This is a genomic window from Streptomyces coffeae, assembly GCF_016741875.1.
Taxonomy (GTDB): domain Bacteria; phylum Actinomycetota; class Actinomycetes; order Streptomycetales; family Streptomycetaceae; genus Streptomyces; species Streptomyces coffeae.
The window spans coordinates 24521-40107 of sequence record NZ_JAERRF010000030.1 but is presented as its reverse complement, the minus strand read 5'-3'; the positions used below and the strand labels follow the sequence as shown (position 1 = coordinate 40107).

Annotated in this window: 13 protein-coding genes and 1 other RNA gene; 9 read left to right on the top strand and 5 right to left on the bottom strand. The window is 72.5% G+C overall.

Annotated elements, in window-relative coordinates; translation table 11 throughout:
• Positions 1 to 11 precede the first annotated feature (11 nt).
• Positions 12 to 414: RNase P RNA component class A (gene rnpB, locus JK363_RS34060), an RNA gene on the bottom strand.
• A 190-nt stretch (positions 415 to 604) separates the two neighbouring features.
• On the opposite strand from rnpB, the gene JK363_RS34055 reads away from it, so the two are divergent.
• Positions 605 to 1432, top strand: a complete 828-nt coding sequence (locus tag JK363_RS34055) for a MerR family transcriptional regulator (protein WP_201881237.1) — start codon at positions 605 to 607, stop codon at positions 1430 to 1432.
• Positions 1429 to 2037 (top strand): hypothetical protein, encoded by a 609-nt coding sequence (locus JK363_RS34050; protein ID WP_201881236.1) that lies wholly within the window; start codon positions 1429 to 1431, stop codon positions 2035 to 2037. Before JK363_RS34055 ends, JK363_RS34050 begins: the two co-directional genes overlap by 4 nt.
• Here JK363_RS34050 and JK363_RS34045 read toward each other — a convergent pair.
• Positions 1952 to 2998, bottom strand: a complete 1047-nt coding sequence (locus JK363_RS34045; RefSeq protein ID WP_201881235.1) for a LacI family DNA-binding transcriptional regulator — start codon at positions 2996 to 2998, stop codon at positions 1952 to 1954. The two genes, JK363_RS34050 and JK363_RS34045, sit on opposite strands and share 86 nt — an antisense overlap.
• Positions 2999 to 3498: 500 nt before the next feature.
• Between JK363_RS34045 and JK363_RS34040 the strand changes: the two genes are divergently transcribed.
• The 6 genes from JK363_RS34040 to eda all read left to right on the top strand — a co-directional run bounded on the left by JK363_RS34040 (position 3499) and on the right by eda (position 10045).
• Positions 3499 to 4830 carry an extracellular solute-binding protein gene (locus tag JK363_RS34040; protein WP_201881234.1) on the top strand — a complete coding sequence of 444 codons (1332 nt, stop codon included), beginning with the start codon at positions 3499 to 3501 and terminating at the stop codon, positions 4828 to 4830.
• Positions 4827 to 5819: a carbohydrate ABC transporter permease gene (locus JK363_RS43990; protein WP_201881229.1), complete on the top strand. Its 993-nt coding sequence runs from the start codon at positions 4827 to 4829 to the stop codon at positions 5817 to 5819. The genes JK363_RS34040 and JK363_RS43990 overlap by 4 nt, the downstream gene beginning before the upstream one ends.
• Complete coding sequence (locus JK363_RS34030; RefSeq protein WP_201881227.1) at positions 5816 to 6664, top strand: carbohydrate ABC transporter permease; 849 nt, start codon at positions 5816 to 5818, stop codon at positions 6662 to 6664. The genes JK363_RS43990 and JK363_RS34030 overlap by 4 nt, the downstream gene beginning before the upstream one ends.
• Before the next feature lie 88 nt (positions 6665 to 6752).
• Positions 6753 to 8420 (top strand): glycoside hydrolase family 13 protein, encoded by a 1668-nt coding sequence (locus JK363_RS34025; protein WP_307821979.1) that lies wholly within the window; start codon positions 6753 to 6755, stop codon positions 8418 to 8420.
• Positions 8421 to 8510: 90 nt separating this feature from the next.
• On the top strand, positions 8511 to 9314 hold the full coding sequence (yaaA, locus tag JK363_RS34020; protein WP_201881225.1) for a peroxide stress protein YaaA: 804 nt from the start codon (positions 8511 to 8513) through the stop codon (positions 9312 to 9314).
• Positions 9315 to 9382: 68 nt separating this feature from the next.
• Positions 9383 to 10045 (top strand): bifunctional 4-hydroxy-2-oxoglutarate aldolase/2-dehydro-3-deoxy-phosphogluconate aldolase, encoded by a 663-nt coding sequence (eda, locus tag JK363_RS34015; protein ID WP_201881224.1) that lies wholly within the window; start codon positions 9383 to 9385, stop codon positions 10043 to 10045.
• A 41-nt stretch (positions 10046 to 10086) separates the two neighbouring features.
• Here eda and JK363_RS34010 read toward each other — a convergent pair whose 3' ends face one another.
• Genes JK363_RS34010 through JK363_RS34000 form a run of 3 tightly spaced genes read right to left on the bottom strand, consistent with a single transcriptional unit; the run spans position 10087 to position 12907 of the window.
• Positions 10087 to 11262: a bifunctional RNase H/acid phosphatase gene (locus JK363_RS34010; protein WP_201881223.1), complete on the bottom strand. Its 1176-nt coding sequence runs from the start codon at positions 11260 to 11262 to the stop codon at positions 10087 to 10089.
• Between the two features lie 4 nt (positions 11263 to 11266).
• Complete coding sequence (locus JK363_RS44420; RefSeq protein WP_201881296.1) at positions 11267 to 12010, bottom strand: zinc ribbon domain-containing protein; 744 nt, start codon at positions 12008 to 12010, stop codon at positions 11267 to 11269.
• Between the two features lie 45 nt (positions 12011 to 12055).
• The gene (locus JK363_RS34000; protein ID WP_201881222.1) at positions 12056 to 12907 is read right to left on the bottom strand and encodes a Nif3-like dinuclear metal center hexameric protein; all 852 of its coding nucleotides are present in this window, start codon (positions 12905 to 12907) and stop codon (positions 12056 to 12058) included.
• Between the two features lie 265 nt (positions 12908 to 13172).
• Between JK363_RS34000 and JK363_RS44415 the strand changes: the two genes are divergently transcribed.
• On the top strand, positions 13173 to 15539 hold the full coding sequence (locus JK363_RS44415) for a hypothetical protein (protein ID WP_307821978.1): 2367 nt from the start codon (positions 13173 to 13175) through the stop codon (positions 15537 to 15539).
• Positions 15540 to 15587 lie beyond the last annotated feature (48 nt).

Genomic DNA, 15587 nt, shown 5'->3' with positions numbered 1-15587 from the left:
GGCCCTAACGGCGGACGAGTCGGCCTGTACGCCGGGTTCTGTCTCCCGCGGGCCTTGCGGCCCGTGGGGAGGCGGCCATCCATCTAGGACCGGCGTTGCCGTCGGCCTCGTGCGGTCTACCCGCGGACTCGGGCGGGCAGCCCTCGATCGTCCGCGCAGAGCCGCCAAAGGCGGCTCCTCTTGACCTTGCTCCGGGTGGGGTTTACCGAGCTGCCCAGGTCACCCTGGGCACTGGTGGTCTCTTACACCACCGTTTCACCCTTACCGAGGACCGAGGTCCCCGGCGGTCTGTTTTCTGTGGCACTGTCCCGCGGGTCACCCCGGGTGGGCGTTACCCACCACCCTGCCCTGTGGAGCCCGGACGTTCCTCGGCGGGATCCCGAAGAACCCCGACGCGGCCGCCCGGCCGGCTCGTCCGCCGTGATGACCATGGTACCCGGAGCGCCCGGGCGGCTCAGACGAGGTTCTCGCCGCCGGCCTGGGTGCCGAGGGGGTCGGCACCGCGCGGACAGAGTCTTCCTCACCCGATCGTGGCGCAGAGGCCCCCGCGCCGGGCCCCGACCGCCGTTGACCTTGTCGTGGCGTCAACGTATTCACTGGCCCCATGAGGATCGGAGAGCTCGCCGCGCTGGCCGGGGTCACTACCCGCACGGTGCGGCATTACCACCATCTGGGGCTGCTGCCCGAGCCGCGGCGGCGGGCGAACGGGTATCGGGTGTACGGGCTGCGGGACGCCATCGCGCTGGCGCGGGTGCGGCGGCTGGCGGAGTTGGGGCTGGGGCTGGACGAGGTGCGGGATGTGATCGCCGATGACGCCGGGCGGGAGCTGCACGAGGTGCTGGCCGAGCTGGACGCCGATCTCGCGCGGCAGGAGGAGGTGATCCGGGAACGGCGGGCGCGGCTGGCCGGGTTGCTGCGGCAGGCCGAGGAGGGCGGGCTGCCCGCGGAGGGGCCGGTGTCGGAGGGGCTGGCCGCACTGTTCGGGGAGATGGCGCGGACCTCGGCGGCGCTGCCCGGGCCCGAACCGGCGATGGCGGTGCGGGAGCGGGAGTTCCTGACGCTGCTGGAGACGGTGGCCATGCCGGAGGAGGCCGAGCGGATGCTCGCGCTGTTCCGTACGGCGATGACCGGGACACCGGGCGCGATGGAGCGCGTGTACGAGACCTACGCGCTGCTGGACGCGCTGGTCGACGCGGAGCCCGACGATCCGCGGGTGGACGAGGCCGCGCGGGTGCTCGCGGAGGCCCTGCCGGACGAGATCGTGGCCGGGATGCGGGCCCAGGAGGGAATCAACGGGGCGACGGGGATGACGGGGAAGGCGACGGGGGCGCGGGAGGCCGCGTTCATGGAGGCGTTCTTCGCCGACTTCGCGCCCGCCCAGGCGGAGGCCGTACGCCGGGCCATCACGACGATCGAGGAGCGCCTCCGGTGATACGGCTGGTACGCACGCTGGCGCTGTGGGTGACCCGGCGGCGGGACGGGGTCGGGGCAGGGGACACGGCGTTCGGCTATGTGCGGGGGCACGGCGCCACGATGTACGCGCTGGTCTTCGTGTGTGTGGTCGAGACCGTGGGGATGGCGGTCCTGCTGCGGCCGTGGCCGGTCGTGCACTGGGTGGTGCTGGTGCTGGATGTGTACACCGTGCTGTGGGTGCTGGAGCTGCACGCCGCCTGCGTCGTACGCCCCCATGTGGTGTCCCCGGGCGACGGCGGTACCTCTGGTGTGCTGCGGTTGCGCCACGGCCGGCGCCATGATCTGCGGATCCCGATGGAGCTGATCGTCTCGGCCCGGCGGGCCTCCCGCTTCGGCCCGGCCCCCGGCACGGACGGGGACGAGACACGGGATGGGGTGCTCACCCTGGCCGTCGGATCACAGACCAGCCTGGTCATCGAGCTGTCCGAGCCAGTGGCCGCCACGCTCCCCCGGGGCGGGAGCCTCGCGGTCCGTACGGTCAGATGTCACGCGGACGAACCGGATCGGCTTCTCGCCGCGCTGCCTCCGTCGGTGCGGGCGGGGCGGTGCTCCCCCGCGGGATGACCCGGGTGGGGAAGACGATGTGGCGGGTGGGGTCGGCCTCCGGGTCGTCGATGATCGACCGGGCCAGCTCCGCGGCGGCGCGGCCGATCTCCTCCACCGGCTGGGCGACGGTGGTGAGGTCCAGCCATTCGGAGAGATGGTGGTCGTCGAAGCCGAGGATGGATATCCGGCCGGGTATGTCGACACCGGCGGAGCGCAGCACCCCCATGACCTCGATCGCCACCTCGTCGGACTCGGCGAAGACGGCGGTGGGCGGATTGCGCAGGCTCAGCAGCTGGCCGACGGCCTCGCGGATACCGCGGCGGTGGCGGGCGACGGGGTAGAGCACCAGCTCCTCGTCGTAGGGCAGCCCGGCCTCCGCCAGCGCCGCGCGGTAGCCGGTCAGCCGCTCCTGGGAGCTCCAGTAGAAGCCGGTGTTGTCGCTGGACTGGAGAAACGCGATCCGCCGGTGGCCGAGGTTGAGCAGATGCCGCATCCCGCGCTGGGCGCTGTCGGCGTCGTCGATGTACACGCTCGGCCGCCCGGGGGCGTGCTGGCTGACGAAGACCACCGGCATGCCCAGCTCGTCCAGCCGGGCCCGCTCCTCCGGGGTGAGGTCGAAGCAGGTCACCAGCATCGCGTCGGCGTTGCGCCGGGCGGGCAACCGGTCGAAGAACGCGCTGCGTTCGGCGAGGTCGGTGACGCTGTAGACGAGCAGATCGAGCTCGGCCTCGCGCAGCACCGCGCTCACCCCTGCGATGGTGTTGCCGAGGAACCATGAGTCCAGGTGCGGGGTGAGTACGGCGATCCGCCGCGTTTTGCCGGTGACCAGGCTGGAGGCGCTGCGCGAGACGGCGAACGACAGCTCGCGGGCGGCCTTTTCGACCCGGTGACGGGTCTGCGGGGACACGCTGGACAGTCCGCGCAGGGTCCGGGAGACGGTGGAGACGGAGACGCCCGCGCGCTCGGCGACATCGGCCATCGTGGCCTCGGGTCCGTTGCCGTTCTGGCTTCCCGGGACATCAGGGGCGTTCTGGCCCCCCGGGGCCTCGGGGGTGTTCCGAGTTCCGGTAGCGCCCTGAGTCCTCGCGGCTCTCCGAGTTCCAGCAGCGCTCCGACTCCCGGTGTCGCCGGGGGTCCGGGGACTGACAACGCCGCCCGGGCCACCCTCGCCACCGTCGGCGCCGCCGGCGCCGCCGGCGTCACTCGCAGCGCTGGCAGCGCTGTCCGGGATCGTGGGACGGGCCAGGTTCTCAGGGCCGTCGGAAGCTGCGGAAGCTGCGGACATGGCGGGACCGTAGCACGCACCCCGAGGCCACCGACACGGCCCCGACCACTACAGTTTGGCAACGCTGTCATTCGATGACCACAAGCCTCCCCCTCGAACTTTCGCTGACGCGACCGTTGACACTCACCAACTCGCCCACCTAGCTTGCAAGCGCTGTCAAAGCGGCAGCCCTGACGGGAACGGGAGGAGAGCACATGGCCCTGAGCCGCAGGATGCTGCTTGCAAGCGCTGGCAGCGTTGCCATGACCGCCGGTCTCACCACCGCGTGCGGGACCAACAACCTGGACGACCTGTTGGTCAAGGCGGAACGGCCACCGAAGGGACCGGTGACCATCCGCTGGTGGGCGGGGAAGATACCCGCCCGCGACGGGGGCGATATGCGCCCCGCCATCATCCGCGCGTTCCGCCGCACACACCCCAACATCCGTATCGAGATCGTGAAAGGGCTCAGCACCACCGACGGCAACCGCGTGGGGCTGACCACCCAGATCGGCGGGGGCTCCGCCACCCCGGACGTCTATCTCGGCGACATCACCTGGCCCGCCCAGTTCGGCGCCAACTACCTGGCGCTGCCGGTGGAGTCACTCGTCCCCAAGAACTTCTGGGATCCCTACCCACGGGCGCTGATGCAGGCGTCCAGCCTCAAGGGCAAGGTGTACGCGTTTCCCTGCTACTCGGACGCGGCCTACCTCTTCTACCGCAAGGACCTGCTGGCCAAGCACGGCCTCCCGGTGCCCAAGTCCTGGGAGGAGCTGGAGCGCAGCGCGCGGCGGATCCAGCGCGCCGGGGACGCCGACTACGGCTTCGTCTGGCAGGGCTCCGTGAGCGAATCCCTCACCTGCGTCGTCACCGAATTCCTCGCCGACGCGGGCGGCAGTGTGCTCGACCGCTCCGGCCGTGTCGCCGTCGCCGACGAACCCGCACAGCGTGCCGTGAGCTATCTGCGCGGGCTGGTCGACGCCGGAGTGACACCGTCGGCGGTCACCACCTACGCCGAGCAGGACGCCATGGACGCCTTCGCGGGCGGCCGGGCGGTCTTCCTGCGCAACTGGGCCTACGCCTGGGGGATGTCCGACGCCGACGGCGCCTCCAAGGTGGCGGGCAAGGTGGGTGTCGTGCCACGGCCCGGTTTCGAGGGCCGTCCGCACTCCGGCTACGCCTGTCTGGGCGGCTGGAGCAACTTCATCAACCCGAACTCGGAGAACCTCGGCGCCGCCGTCGCCTTCGCCCGCTTCTGCGCCGAGGAGGAGTCGCAGATGATGCTGCTGCGCCAGGCCGGGGTGCTGCCCGCGATGGACACCGTGCTCGACAGCCCGGCGGCGGCCAGGACCGGCGATCCGACCATCACCACCACCCGGCGGCTGCGGCTGGTCTCCCGTCCCGTGCAGACGCCGTACTACCCCCAGGTCAGCAAGGCCGTCTACACCCAGGTCAATTCGGCGATCGGCGGCTCGGAGCCGGTCGGCGGCGCGCTGCGGGCCGCCCGCTCCGACATCACCGCGGCACTGGAGGGCAAGGCGCTGTGAGTACCACCAGCACAACCAGCACCACGACCGGCGGGGCCCGCGGAGCCGCGGCCCGGACCGCCAAGGACACGCGTACGGCCGGCCGTACGGCACCCCGCGGCTCCACCGAGCGCCGCCTCGCCCGCGCCGGGTGGCTGTACGCCTCCCCCGCGCTCACCCTCGTCGCGGCCGTCACCATCTTCCCGATCCTCTTCTCCGTCGTCCTCAGCTTCTCCGAGGTGCACCTCAGCTACGGCGGCTTCCGGATCGACGGCTTCACCACCGACAACTACGCGGCGCTGGCGCACAGTTCGGCGTGGTTCCAGTCGCTCGCCTTCACCGTCGGCTTCACCCTGGTCACCGTCGCCCTGGAACTGGCGCTGGGCACCGCGGCCGCCCTGGTCCTGGAGCGGCTGGGCGCCGCGCGCGGCTGGATCCTGGCCGTTCTGCTGCTGCCCTGGGCGATGATCAACGTGGTGGCGGCGCAGCTGTGGGGCTATCTGTACAACGGCACCTATGGTGTGGTCAGTTGGGCGATCGAGGCGCTCGGCGGCGGTGAACCCGTCATCCTGGGCCGCCCGGTGCCCGCGATGGCGGCGATGGCGGTGGCCGACATCTGGAAGACCACCCCGTTCGTGGCCATCATCGTGCTCGCCGGGCTGATGCAGATCCCCAAGGATGTGTACGAAGCGGCGGAGATCGACGGTTCCGGCCCCTGGACCACCTTCTGGCGGGTCACCCTGCCGCAGCTGCGGCCGATCCTGGCCATCGCGGTGCTGTTCCGCACCCTCCAGGCGTTCGGCGTCTTCGACCTGCCGTTCGTGCTCACCCAGGGCGGGCCGGGTACGGCGACCCAGTCGCTGGCCATCCTCGGCTACAAGACGCTCTTCCAGAACCTCAGCATCGGACCGGGCGCGGCCGTCGCCACCAGTACGGCGGTCCTGGTCCTGGGGTGCTGTCTGCTCTTCCTGCGCGCCTTCCGGGCCCAGGTGGACGAAGGAGGCCGATGATGAGAACCCGAGCCACCCGCGGCTGGCGGGCTTACGTCAATGTGGTCAACATCGGTGCGCTGATCATCGTGGTGCTGACCACCGCACCCCTGTACTGGATGGCCACGGCCTCCTTCAAGGGCACCGGCGAGATCAGCGCCAGCCCGCCCACCCTGTTCCCGGAGCACGCGACCACCGGCAACTACGCGGACGCCTTCGGCGGCAACAGCCTGGGCCGCTACCTGTTCAACAGCGCGCTGGTGTCCGTGGTGTCCACGGTGGTGGTGCTGGCGCTGGCCTTCTTCGCGGGCTATGCGCTCGCCCGGCTGCCGATGCGCGGACGCGGACCGATCATGGTCTCGCTGCTGATGATCTCGGTCTTCCCCGCCATCGCCGTGGTCACCCCGCTGTATCTGCTCGAACGCTCGGCGGGCATGCTCAACAGCTACCAGGGGCTGATCATCCCCTACATCGCCTTCAATCTGCCCTTCTCCATCTGGATCCTGCGCAACTATCTGCTGGGTGTGCCGCGGGCGTTGGAGGAAGCGGCCACGGTGGACGGCGCCAGTCCGCTGCGCACCGTCGTCTCGGTGATCCTTCCGCTGGCGCGGCCGGGCCTGTTCACGGCCGGGGTGTTCACGTTCACCGCCACCTGGGCGGAGTTCCTGATGGCGCTGACCCTCAACAGTGAGGACGCCTTCCGTACGGTGCCGGTCGGTATGGCCCTGTTCACCAGCCAGTACACCGTCCCCTACGGCACGATCTTCGCCGGCGCGATGGTGGCCACGGTGCCCATCGCCATTCTCGTCCTGGTCTTCCGGCGGTCGGTGATCTCCGGAATGACCTCCGGTGCGGTGAAGGGGTGACACCGCCATGAGCTGACGTCCGCGGCGCCCGGCCGCACCACGTGCAACCTACGCATCCGACGCCCGTATTCATCCCCGCGAGGATCTTGTGACCCTTCAGCCCTCGGACCCCAACTGGTGGCGGCAGGCCGTCTTCTACCAGATCTACCCCCGCAGCTTCGCCGACTCCGACGCGGACGGCGTGGGTGACCTGCCCGGTATCACCTCCCGGCTGCCGTACCTCGCCGAACTCGGCGTGGACTGTGTCTGGCTGAGCCCGTTCTATCCCTCCGCGCTCGCCGACGGCGGCTACGACGTGGCCGACTACCGCGATGTCGATCCGCGTCTGGGCACCCTGGAGGACTTCGACCGGATGATCGCCGAGGCGGACCGGCTCGGCCTGAAGGTGATGGTCGACATCGTCCCCAACCACACCTCCGACGAGCATGTGTGGTTCCAGAAGGCGCTGCGCTCGGCCCCCGGCTCCGCCGCCCGCGACCGCTATGTCTTCCGGGACGGACGCGGTCCGGACGGCTCGCTGCCGCCCACCGACTGGGTCTCCTGCTTCGGCGGCCCGGCGTGGACCCGGCTGCCCGACGGACAGTGGTATCTGCACCTGTTCGCGCCCGAGCAGCCGGACCTCAACTGGGACCACCCGGAGGTGCGCGCCGACTTCCTCACCACCCTGCGCTTCTGGTCCGACCGCGGTGTGGCGGGGTTCCGTGTCGACGTCGCCCACGGACTGGCCAAGGACCTGGCCGAACCGCTGCGCGACATCGGCGATGTCCAGGGCTACGACCCGGACGAACTGCCCGAGGACGGCAGCCATCCGCTGTGGGACCGCGACGAGGTGCACGGCATCTTCCGCGAGTGGCGGAAGGTGATGAACGAGTACGACCCGCCGCGGATCGCCGTGGCCGAGGCATGGGTGCGCAACTCCCGCCGTACGCCCTACGCCGGCCCCGATGAGCTGGGCCAGGCGTTCAACTTCGACTTCCTCTACACCCCGCTCTCCGCGCCCGCGCTGCACACCGCCATCGACAGCGCGCTGAGCGACGCCCGCAAGGCCGGTGCCTCGGCCACCTGGGTGCTGTCCAACCACGATGTGATCCGCCATGCCTCCCGGCTGGCGCTGCCCGACGAGCTGAGCCGGACGGGCCGCGAGGCATGGCTGCTGTCCGACGGCCGGGAGCCGGAGGCCGACCAGGAACGGGGGCTGCGCCGGGCCCGTGCCGCAACCCTGCTGATGCTCGCGCTGCCGGGTTCGTCGTATCTGTACCAGGGCGAGGAGCTGGGTCTTCCGGAGGTCGCCGACCTTCCCCGGGCGGCGCTCCAGGACCCGACCTGGGAGCGCAGCGGCGGGCGGATCAAGGGCCGCGACGGCTGCCGGGTGCCGCTGCCGTGGACCCGGTCAGGCCCGTCGTACGGCTTCGGCGAGGGCGGCTCGTGGCTGCCGCAGCCGGAGGTCTTCGGCGAGCTGTCGGCCGAGGCGCAGGACGGGGTGGCGGGCTCCACGCTGGAGCTGTACCGCGAGGCGCTGCGGCTGCGGCGTTCGCTGGGCGGCGACGAGGAGGTGGAGTGGATCGGCTCGGTGGAGGAACTGAGCGCGGGCGTGCTGCACTTCCGGCGCTCCACCGGCTGGCACAGCCTCAGCAATCTCTCGGCGGGCCCGGTGCCGCTGCCGGAGGGCCAGGAGGTGGTGCTCGCCAGCGGGCCGGTCGACGGTGACCAGGTGCCCGCGCATACGACGGTCTGGCTGCGGCAGCGGAGGCCGTAGGCTGCGGGCGGGGCGGGCGTGGTTCTTCCGGGCCCGCCCCGCGCCCTGCCGCCAACGACCCGTTCAACGACCCGTTCGAGGAGATCCGCCGTGCTCGTCCTGCTGCCGCCGTCCGAGGGAAAGGCCACGGGAGGCTCCCGCTCCCCGCTGGACCTGGGAGCGCTGTCGCTGCCCGAGCTGGGCGAGGCGCGGGCGGAGGTCCTGGACGAGCTGGTGTCGCTGTGCTCGGGCGACGAGGCGAAGGCCGCCGAGGTGCTGGGGCTCAGCGAGGGGCTGCGCGGCGATGTCGCGAAGAACGCGGCGCTGCGGGAGGCCGGGACCCGGCCCGCCGGTGAGATCTACACCGGGGTGCTCTACGACGCGCTCGGCCTGGCCACCCTGCCCACCGACGCCCGGCGCCGGGCGGGCCGGTCGCTGCTGGTGTTCTCCGGGCTGTGGGGCGCGGTGCGGATCGGCGACCGCATCCCCTCCTACCGCTGCTCGATGGGGGTGAAGCTGCCGGGGCCGGGCGCGCTGGGCACGTACTGGCGGAACCGGACCCCGATGGCCGAGGTGATTCCGCGGGCCGCCGGGCGCGGGCTGGTGCTGGACCTCAGGTCGGCGGCGTACGCGGCGGCATGGAAGCCGAAGGGGGAGGTCGCGGAGCGGACGGCGACGGTGCGGGTGCTCCAGTCGAAGATCGTGAACGGGGTCGAGAAGCGGTCGGTGGTCAGCCACTTCAACAAGGCGACCAAGGGACGGCTGGTACGGGACCTGCTGATCGCCGGGGTCGCACCGAGCGGACCGGGCGAACTGGTGGCGGCGCTGCGCGAGCTGGGGTACGTGGTGGAGGCCGCGGAGCCGGAGAAGGCAGGGCGGCCCTGGGCGCTGGATGTGATCGTCACCGAGCTGTAGTCCCCGGCTCCGTGAGCCAGTTGCACTCTGCGCAACGCTGATTGCACGGTGCGTCGGGGGTGGGCAGGATGACCGCTGTGACCTCCCCCGCCGCCGTATCCCCGCTCGATCTCGCCCCTGTTGTGCCCGTCGTGGTGCTGCATGACGCGGCCGACGCGGTACCGCTGGCGCGTGCCCTGGTCGCGGGCGGGCTGGCCGCGATCGAGGTCACCCTGCGCACCGCGGCCGCCGCGGACGCGATCCGGGCCATCGCCGAGGAGGTCCCGGAGGTGGCCGTGGGCGCCGGGACCGTGCTCACCACGGAGCAGGTGGAGACGTCCGTCGCGGCCGGTGCGCGCTTTGTGGTCAGCCCCGGGTGGACGGACCGGCTGCTGGACGCGATGCGCGGCTCGGGGGTGCCGTATCTGCCCGGGGTGTCCACGACGTCGGAGGTCGTGGCGCTGCTGGAGCGCGGGGTGACGGAGATGAAGTTCTTCCCGGCGGAGGCCGCCGGGGGCCCTGCCTATCTGGCGTCGCTCGCCGCACCGCTCCCCCGGGCCCGTTTCTGCCCCACCGGCGGGATCGACGCGGCGCGTGCCCCGGACTATCTGGCCCTGCCCAACGTGGGCTGTGTGGGCGGCACATGGATGCTGCCCGCGGACGCCCTCGCGGACCGGGACTGGGCGCGGGTGGAGTCCCTGGCCCGCGAGGCGGCGGCCCTGCGGAGTCGACGGCGCCGCAACGGGCCTTGACGGCAGCGCAACGGCCTTGACGGCGGCGGAGCGGGCCCGCCCTACCGCAGATGGGACGTGTCGTTCAGCAGCCGCAGCGAGGCGTTGCCGTCCGCGTAGTACGCCACCGCCGACAGCGAGGCCGCCGACAGTTCCATCCGGAACAGCGACTCCGGCGGTGCGCCCAGCGCCAGCCGCACCAGGGTCTTGATCGGTGTGACATGGGTGACCAGCAGCACGGTGCGGCCCGTGTGGCGGGCGATCAGCTTGTCGCGGGAGAGGGCGACCCGGCGGGCGACCGTGGCGAAGCTCTCGCCGCCGCCGGTGGGAGCCGCTTTGGTGGAGGCGAGCCATGCCGCCAGATCGTCCGGGTAGCGCTCCTTGACCTCCGCGAAGGTCAGCCCCTCCCAGGCGCCGAAGTCCGTCTCGCGCAGCCCCTCGTCGATCCGGACCTCCAGGCCCAGCCGCTCGGCGACCGCCCCGGCGGTCTCCCGGCAGCGCCGCAGCGGGGAGCTGACGATCTCCTGGATGGTGCCGCGCGCGGCGAGCGCCGACGCGACCAGCTCGGCCTGGCGGTGGCCGACGGGTGAGAGTTCGGGGTCGGTGCCACCGCTACCGGAGAACCGCTTCTCGGGGGTGAGCGCGGTCTCGCCGTGCCGCAGCAGTACGAAGGTGGCGGGGGTACCGAGGTCCGCGGCGCCCCAGCCCCGCGCCGGGGCCTTGGCGGTGGAGAGGGCGGGCTCGGCGAGGGCGTCGTCGGCGGGGGCCTCCGGGACGCCCGCCGCGAGAGTGCCGCCCGGCGGGACCCGGGGGCGCCACTCCTCGCCCCGTTCGCCCGCGTCCATCGCCTCGTTGGCCAGCCGGTCGGCGTGCTTGTTCCGCTCGCGCGGGATCCACTCGTAGGTCACCTGGCCGGGCGGACAGACCGACATGGCCTCGGTGGCGAGCGGCCGCATATCGGGGTGCTTGATCTTCCAGCGCCCCGACATCTGCTCGATGACCAGCTTGGAGTCCATCCGGACCTGGACCCGGGCCTCCGGGTCCAGGGCGTGCGCCGCCCGCAATCCGGCGATCAGCCCCTTGTACTCGGCCACGTTGTTGGTGACGGTGCCGAGGTACTCGGCCGCCTCGGCCAGGGGTTCGCCCGTCTCGGCGTCCAGCACCACCGCGCCGTAACCGGCCGGCCCCGGGTTGCCCCGGGAGCCGCCGTCCGCCTCGACGATGAAGCGACGCGCCATCGTCCTACAGCCCCGACTCGGGGGTACGCACCAGGATCCGGCGGCAGTTCTCGCAGCGGACGACCGTGTCGGGGGCCGCCCCCCGCACCTCGTTCAGCTCGGTGATGGCCAGCTCCTGGCGGCAGCCGTCGCAGCGCCGCTGGTAGAGCCGGGCCGCGCCGACACCACCCTGCTGCGCGCGCAGCTTGTCGTAGAGCTTGAGCAGATCGTCGGGGATGGTCCCGGCGATGACCTCGCGCTCCTTGGTGACCGACGCGATCTCGGTGTCGATCTCCTCGGCCGCGGTGTCCCGGCGCGAGGTGGCGTCACCGATCTTGGACTGGAGGGACTCCACCCGGCCGGTCAGCTCGGTGACCCGCTCCTGCGCGGACTCCCGGCGCTCCATGACCTCGAGCACCACGTCCTCCAGATCGCCCTGGCGCTTGGCGAGCGAGGCGATCTCGTGCTGGAGGCTCTCCAGGTCCTTCGGGGAGGTGATGGCCCCGGAGTCCAGCCGCTTCTGGTCGCGGGCGGCGCGCTGGCGCACCTGGTCCACGTCCTGCTCCGCCTTGGTCTGCTCGCGGGCGGTGTCGCTCTCCTCGGTCTGCGCGGCGACGAGCAGATCGCGCAGCTGGGTGTGGTCGGCGTTCAGGCCGTCGATCTCGGCGTGTTCGGGCAGCGTCCTGCGCTTGTGCGCGAGCTGCGAGAGCCGGACGTCGAGGGCCTGGACGTCCAGCAGGCGGATCTGGTCGGCGGGCGCGGCGTTCAGCGTGGGGCTCCAGGGGTGTTGAGGGGCGGGAAGGCGTAGACGTGCTCAGACGGAGAAGGCGTGGGCCGGGGCGTGCGCCGAGGCGTGGGACGTCCAGGGGTCGGTGACCGTACGGGAGACATGGGTGCGCAGACCCCAGCCGTGCCGGTCGGAGATCTCGTCGAGCTGGGCCGCGGCCTGCTCCGTCCACGGCCACTCGGTGGCCCAGTGCGCGGCGTCCACCAGCGCGAGATCGCTGTGCTCACGCGCCTCCGAGGACGGGTGGTGGCGCAGGTCGGCGGTCAGATACGCGTCGACACCCGCCGCCCGCACCTCGTCGAAGAGGCTGTCGCCGGAGCCGCCGCAGACCGCGACCGTACGGATGACGCGGTCCGGGTCGCCCGCGGCGCGGATCCCCTGGGCGGTGGCGGGCAGCGAGCCCGCGGCGCGCTCGGCGAACTCCCGCAGCGTCTGCGGGTGGTCCAGCTCGCAGACGCGGCCGAGGCCGCGGCGGCCCGCGGGGTCGGTCGGATCGGGCACCAGCGGACCGGTGATCCGCAGTCCGAGCGCACCGGCGAGTGCGTCGGAGACGCCGGGGTCGGCGCGGTCGGCGTTGGTGTGCGCGACATGCAGCGCGATGTCGTTCTTGATCAGGGTGTGCACCACCCGGCCCTTGAAGGTGGAGGCGGCGACCGTGGTCGTGCCCCGCAGATAGAGCGGATGGTGGGTGATCAGCAGATCGACGCCGAGCCGCACCGCTTCGTCGGCGACCTCCTGGACGGGGTCGACGGCGAACAGCACACGGCTGACCTCGGCGTCGGGGTCTCCGCACACCGTGCCGACGGCGTCCCACTGCTCCGCCCGCTCGGGCGGCCAGAGTGCGTCGAGGGCGGCGAGGACGTCGTTGAGTGCGGGCACGGGGCAAGGCTACCTCCCGGATCACGGGTAAGCCCTGCCCCTGCCTTCACTCACCGCGACCGCCAGCGGGTGGACCGGGGATAGGGATCGGGGTGGCAGTCGGAGAGCCCCGGAGCGCAACCCGGCACGCCGGTGCTTACAGCACATTCACCCGCGACCTCTCAGGCGAATCGGGCAATCGCCACACGTACGGGTGGAGCAGGACCCTTTCAGCCGTTATCGGGGAGTGCGAAAACTACGTTCAGTGGCCGGAGGTGACTGATCGATGACTGCCTGTGCCTTCGACGCCGCCCTCGCCGGCGGCGTCAGCACCCGGCGGCGCGAGGGGTCCGCCCGGGGTTCCGCCCGGGACGGAGCGGCCCGGGAGAGGTTCACCGTCGCCGCCGACGGCTCGTACGGCGCACGGCTCGCACTCGAGCCGGAGACGCGCTGCTGGTACCCGGAGCGCTGGACGCTGGACGGACCCGAGCCGTACGCCGTACCGCTGCCCGCCGCCCAGCCCGAGGAGCCGGACAGCGAACTGCTGCCGCTCGCCGACGGACAGGTGCTGATCCACCGTCGGGTGGCCGGGCACCATGCGTTCTCCCTCCTCTACCCGGCGGGCCCCGGCACCGGCGAACGGCTGCTGGGCGCCCTCGACCGCGCCGATGTCTCGCTGCTGCCCCCGGCACCGGGCGGTCTTTCGGTGTTCGCCCTGGCGCGCGGGGAGCGCTCCACCTCCGTCTGGCTGGTGCACGGCGGTCTCGTCCCCCAGCACCTCGCGGAGGTGCCCGGCCGCTGTACGGGCGGCAGTTGGCTGGACCGTACGGGACGGTTGCTCGCCCTCGACCGCGAACTCGACGGCCGGACAAAAACAGTTGTCGTCGATCTGCGGCGCGGCGGTGAGACCAGCCCGCTGCTCCAGATCACCGAGCGCAGCAACGACCGGCTGCTGCTCGCCGATCCGGACAGCGGGCTGCTGCTCGTACGGTCCGACGCCCCCGGGGACGAGCGGCTGGGGTGGGGCGTGCTGGGCAGCACCCGGCCGGTCCGTTTCCCGGACTGCCTGCGTCCGGCCGCGCAGACGGAAGCGACACCGTTCGCGGTCCAGCCGGGCCAGGTGCTCACGCCGGAGGCGTGCGCGGTCGCCTTCCGCATCGACGGCCCGGCCGGACGCCCCTGGGTCGGCGTATGGCGCCCGGCCGAGCGCCAGTTGCGCCAGTTCTCCGCCCCGGAGGGCTGGCTGCCGGGCGCGGGCCTGATGACACGGGACGGCGAACTGCTGCTGCCGTACGCGACACGGCAGGTCGCGTGCGGGGTGGCACGGCTGTGGCTGCCGGAACCAGCGGAGCGGGGGCATGGGGTGGGACTGTCCCGTGCGGGGGAGACGCGGGGCGGGGTGGAGTTGCGGGGTGGGTTGGAGTTGCCGGGGGCGTCGGAGCTGCGGGGCGCGGCCGAGGTGCCGCGCAGGGTTGAGGTGGGCCGCACCGCGGAGGTGACACGCCCGGTTCAGGTACCGCGCACCGCGGAGCTGCGCCGTACGGCGGAGATGCCCCGCACCGGGGAGATCCGGCGGATGGCGGAGTTGCGCCGACCCACGGAGTTGTCGGGTGGCGGGGAGTTGCCCGGTGGCACGGCACTGGGCCGCCCCACGCAGTTGTCGCACACGGCGGAGGTGCCCCGTACCGGGCAGTCCTACCGCACGGGCGAGATGCCCGGCACGGAGGAAGCGCGCCGTACTGCGGAGTTGCCCCACCCAGGGGCGATGTCCGGCACGGCGGAGCCCCGCACCGCGGAGATGATGCTCCACACCGGGGAGATCCACCTCCCGGTGGTGGCGCCGCGCACCAGGGAGTTGCCCCGTACCGGCGCCATGGGCGACCCGCCAGGGCTGTCCCGCACGGCGGAGATCCCCCGGCTCGGGGAAGTGCCTCACACCGCGGGGTTGCCCGATAGCGGGGAGTTGCCCAGCCGCGGGCCGGTGGGTCGCTCCGACGAGTCGGCCCGCACCGGGGAGACGCGCCGTACCGCGGAGTTGCCCCGTACCGGCGCCATGGGCGACCCGGCAGGGCTGTCCCGCACGGGGGAGATCCGTGGTGTGGCCGAGACCCCACGGGCCGTGGAGCCGCCCTGCGCTGGTGAGTTGCCCCGCACCGCCGAGATCCCCCGCACCGCGGCCACGTCGCACACGACACAGACGCTCCGCGGCGCGGAGGTCGCGCAGGGCGCCACCATCGCACGGGGCGTCGGTTTGCCGTCGGCGGCCACTCCGCCCACCGCCGCCCGAGGGGTGCCGCGCGTCGTACGGCGGGTGGCGCAGACGGCGCCCACGGAGCCCGCGGGTATCCCGGCACCTGCCCGGATCACCCCGTGGACGAGGGTCAAGGGCGGGGACGGCGCGGCGGTGTCCGGGGTCGAGCCCTGGGGCGGGACCGGTTCATGGGCCGGGGTGGAGCAGACCGGCCCGGAGACCGAGGCCGAGGCCGGCCTCGGGCGCGGCCCGGTGGCCGGTGCCACGGTCGCGGACGCCACGGCCCTCGCGGGGGCCGGTTCGGCCGACGCGCTGCGCCCCGTACCGCTGCAACAGGCACCGCTCGCACGTCCGCTCCAGCCCCGTCCACCCCGGTGGGTCAGAGATCAGCGCCCTGGTTAAAATCGGTCCGGGGGGCTGTGCAGCCAGGCGTTCCGTGTGCTCACGGGC

Excerpts from the sequence above, each read along its gene's own strand:
- JK363_RS34010 (WP_201881223.1), bottom strand. The coding sequence starts at position 11,262 with ATGGCGCGTCGCTTCATCGTCGAGGCGGACGGCGGCTCCCGGGGCAAC.
- JK363_RS44415 (WP_307821978.1), top strand. The coding sequence starts at position 13,173 with ATGACTGCCTGTGCCTTCGACGCCGCCCTCGCCGGCGGCGTCAGCACC.
- JK363_RS34055 (WP_201881237.1), top strand. The coding sequence starts at position 605 with ATGAGGATCGGAGAGCTCGCCGCGCTGGCCGGGGTCACTACCCGCACG.
- eda (WP_201881224.1), top strand. The coding sequence starts at position 9,383 with ATGACCGCTGTGACCTCCCCCGCCGCCGTATCCCCGCTCGATCTCGCC.
- JK363_RS34045 (WP_201881235.1), bottom strand. The coding sequence starts at position 2,998 with ATGGCCGATGTCGCCGAGCGCGCGGGCGTCTCCGTCTCCACCGTCTCC.
- JK363_RS34040 (WP_201881234.1), top strand. The coding sequence starts at position 3,499 with ATGGCCCTGAGCCGCAGGATGCTGCTTGCAAGCGCTGGCAGCGTTGCC.
- JK363_RS34030 (WP_201881227.1), top strand. The coding sequence starts at position 5,816 with ATGATGAGAACCCGAGCCACCCGCGGCTGGCGGGCTTACGTCAATGTG.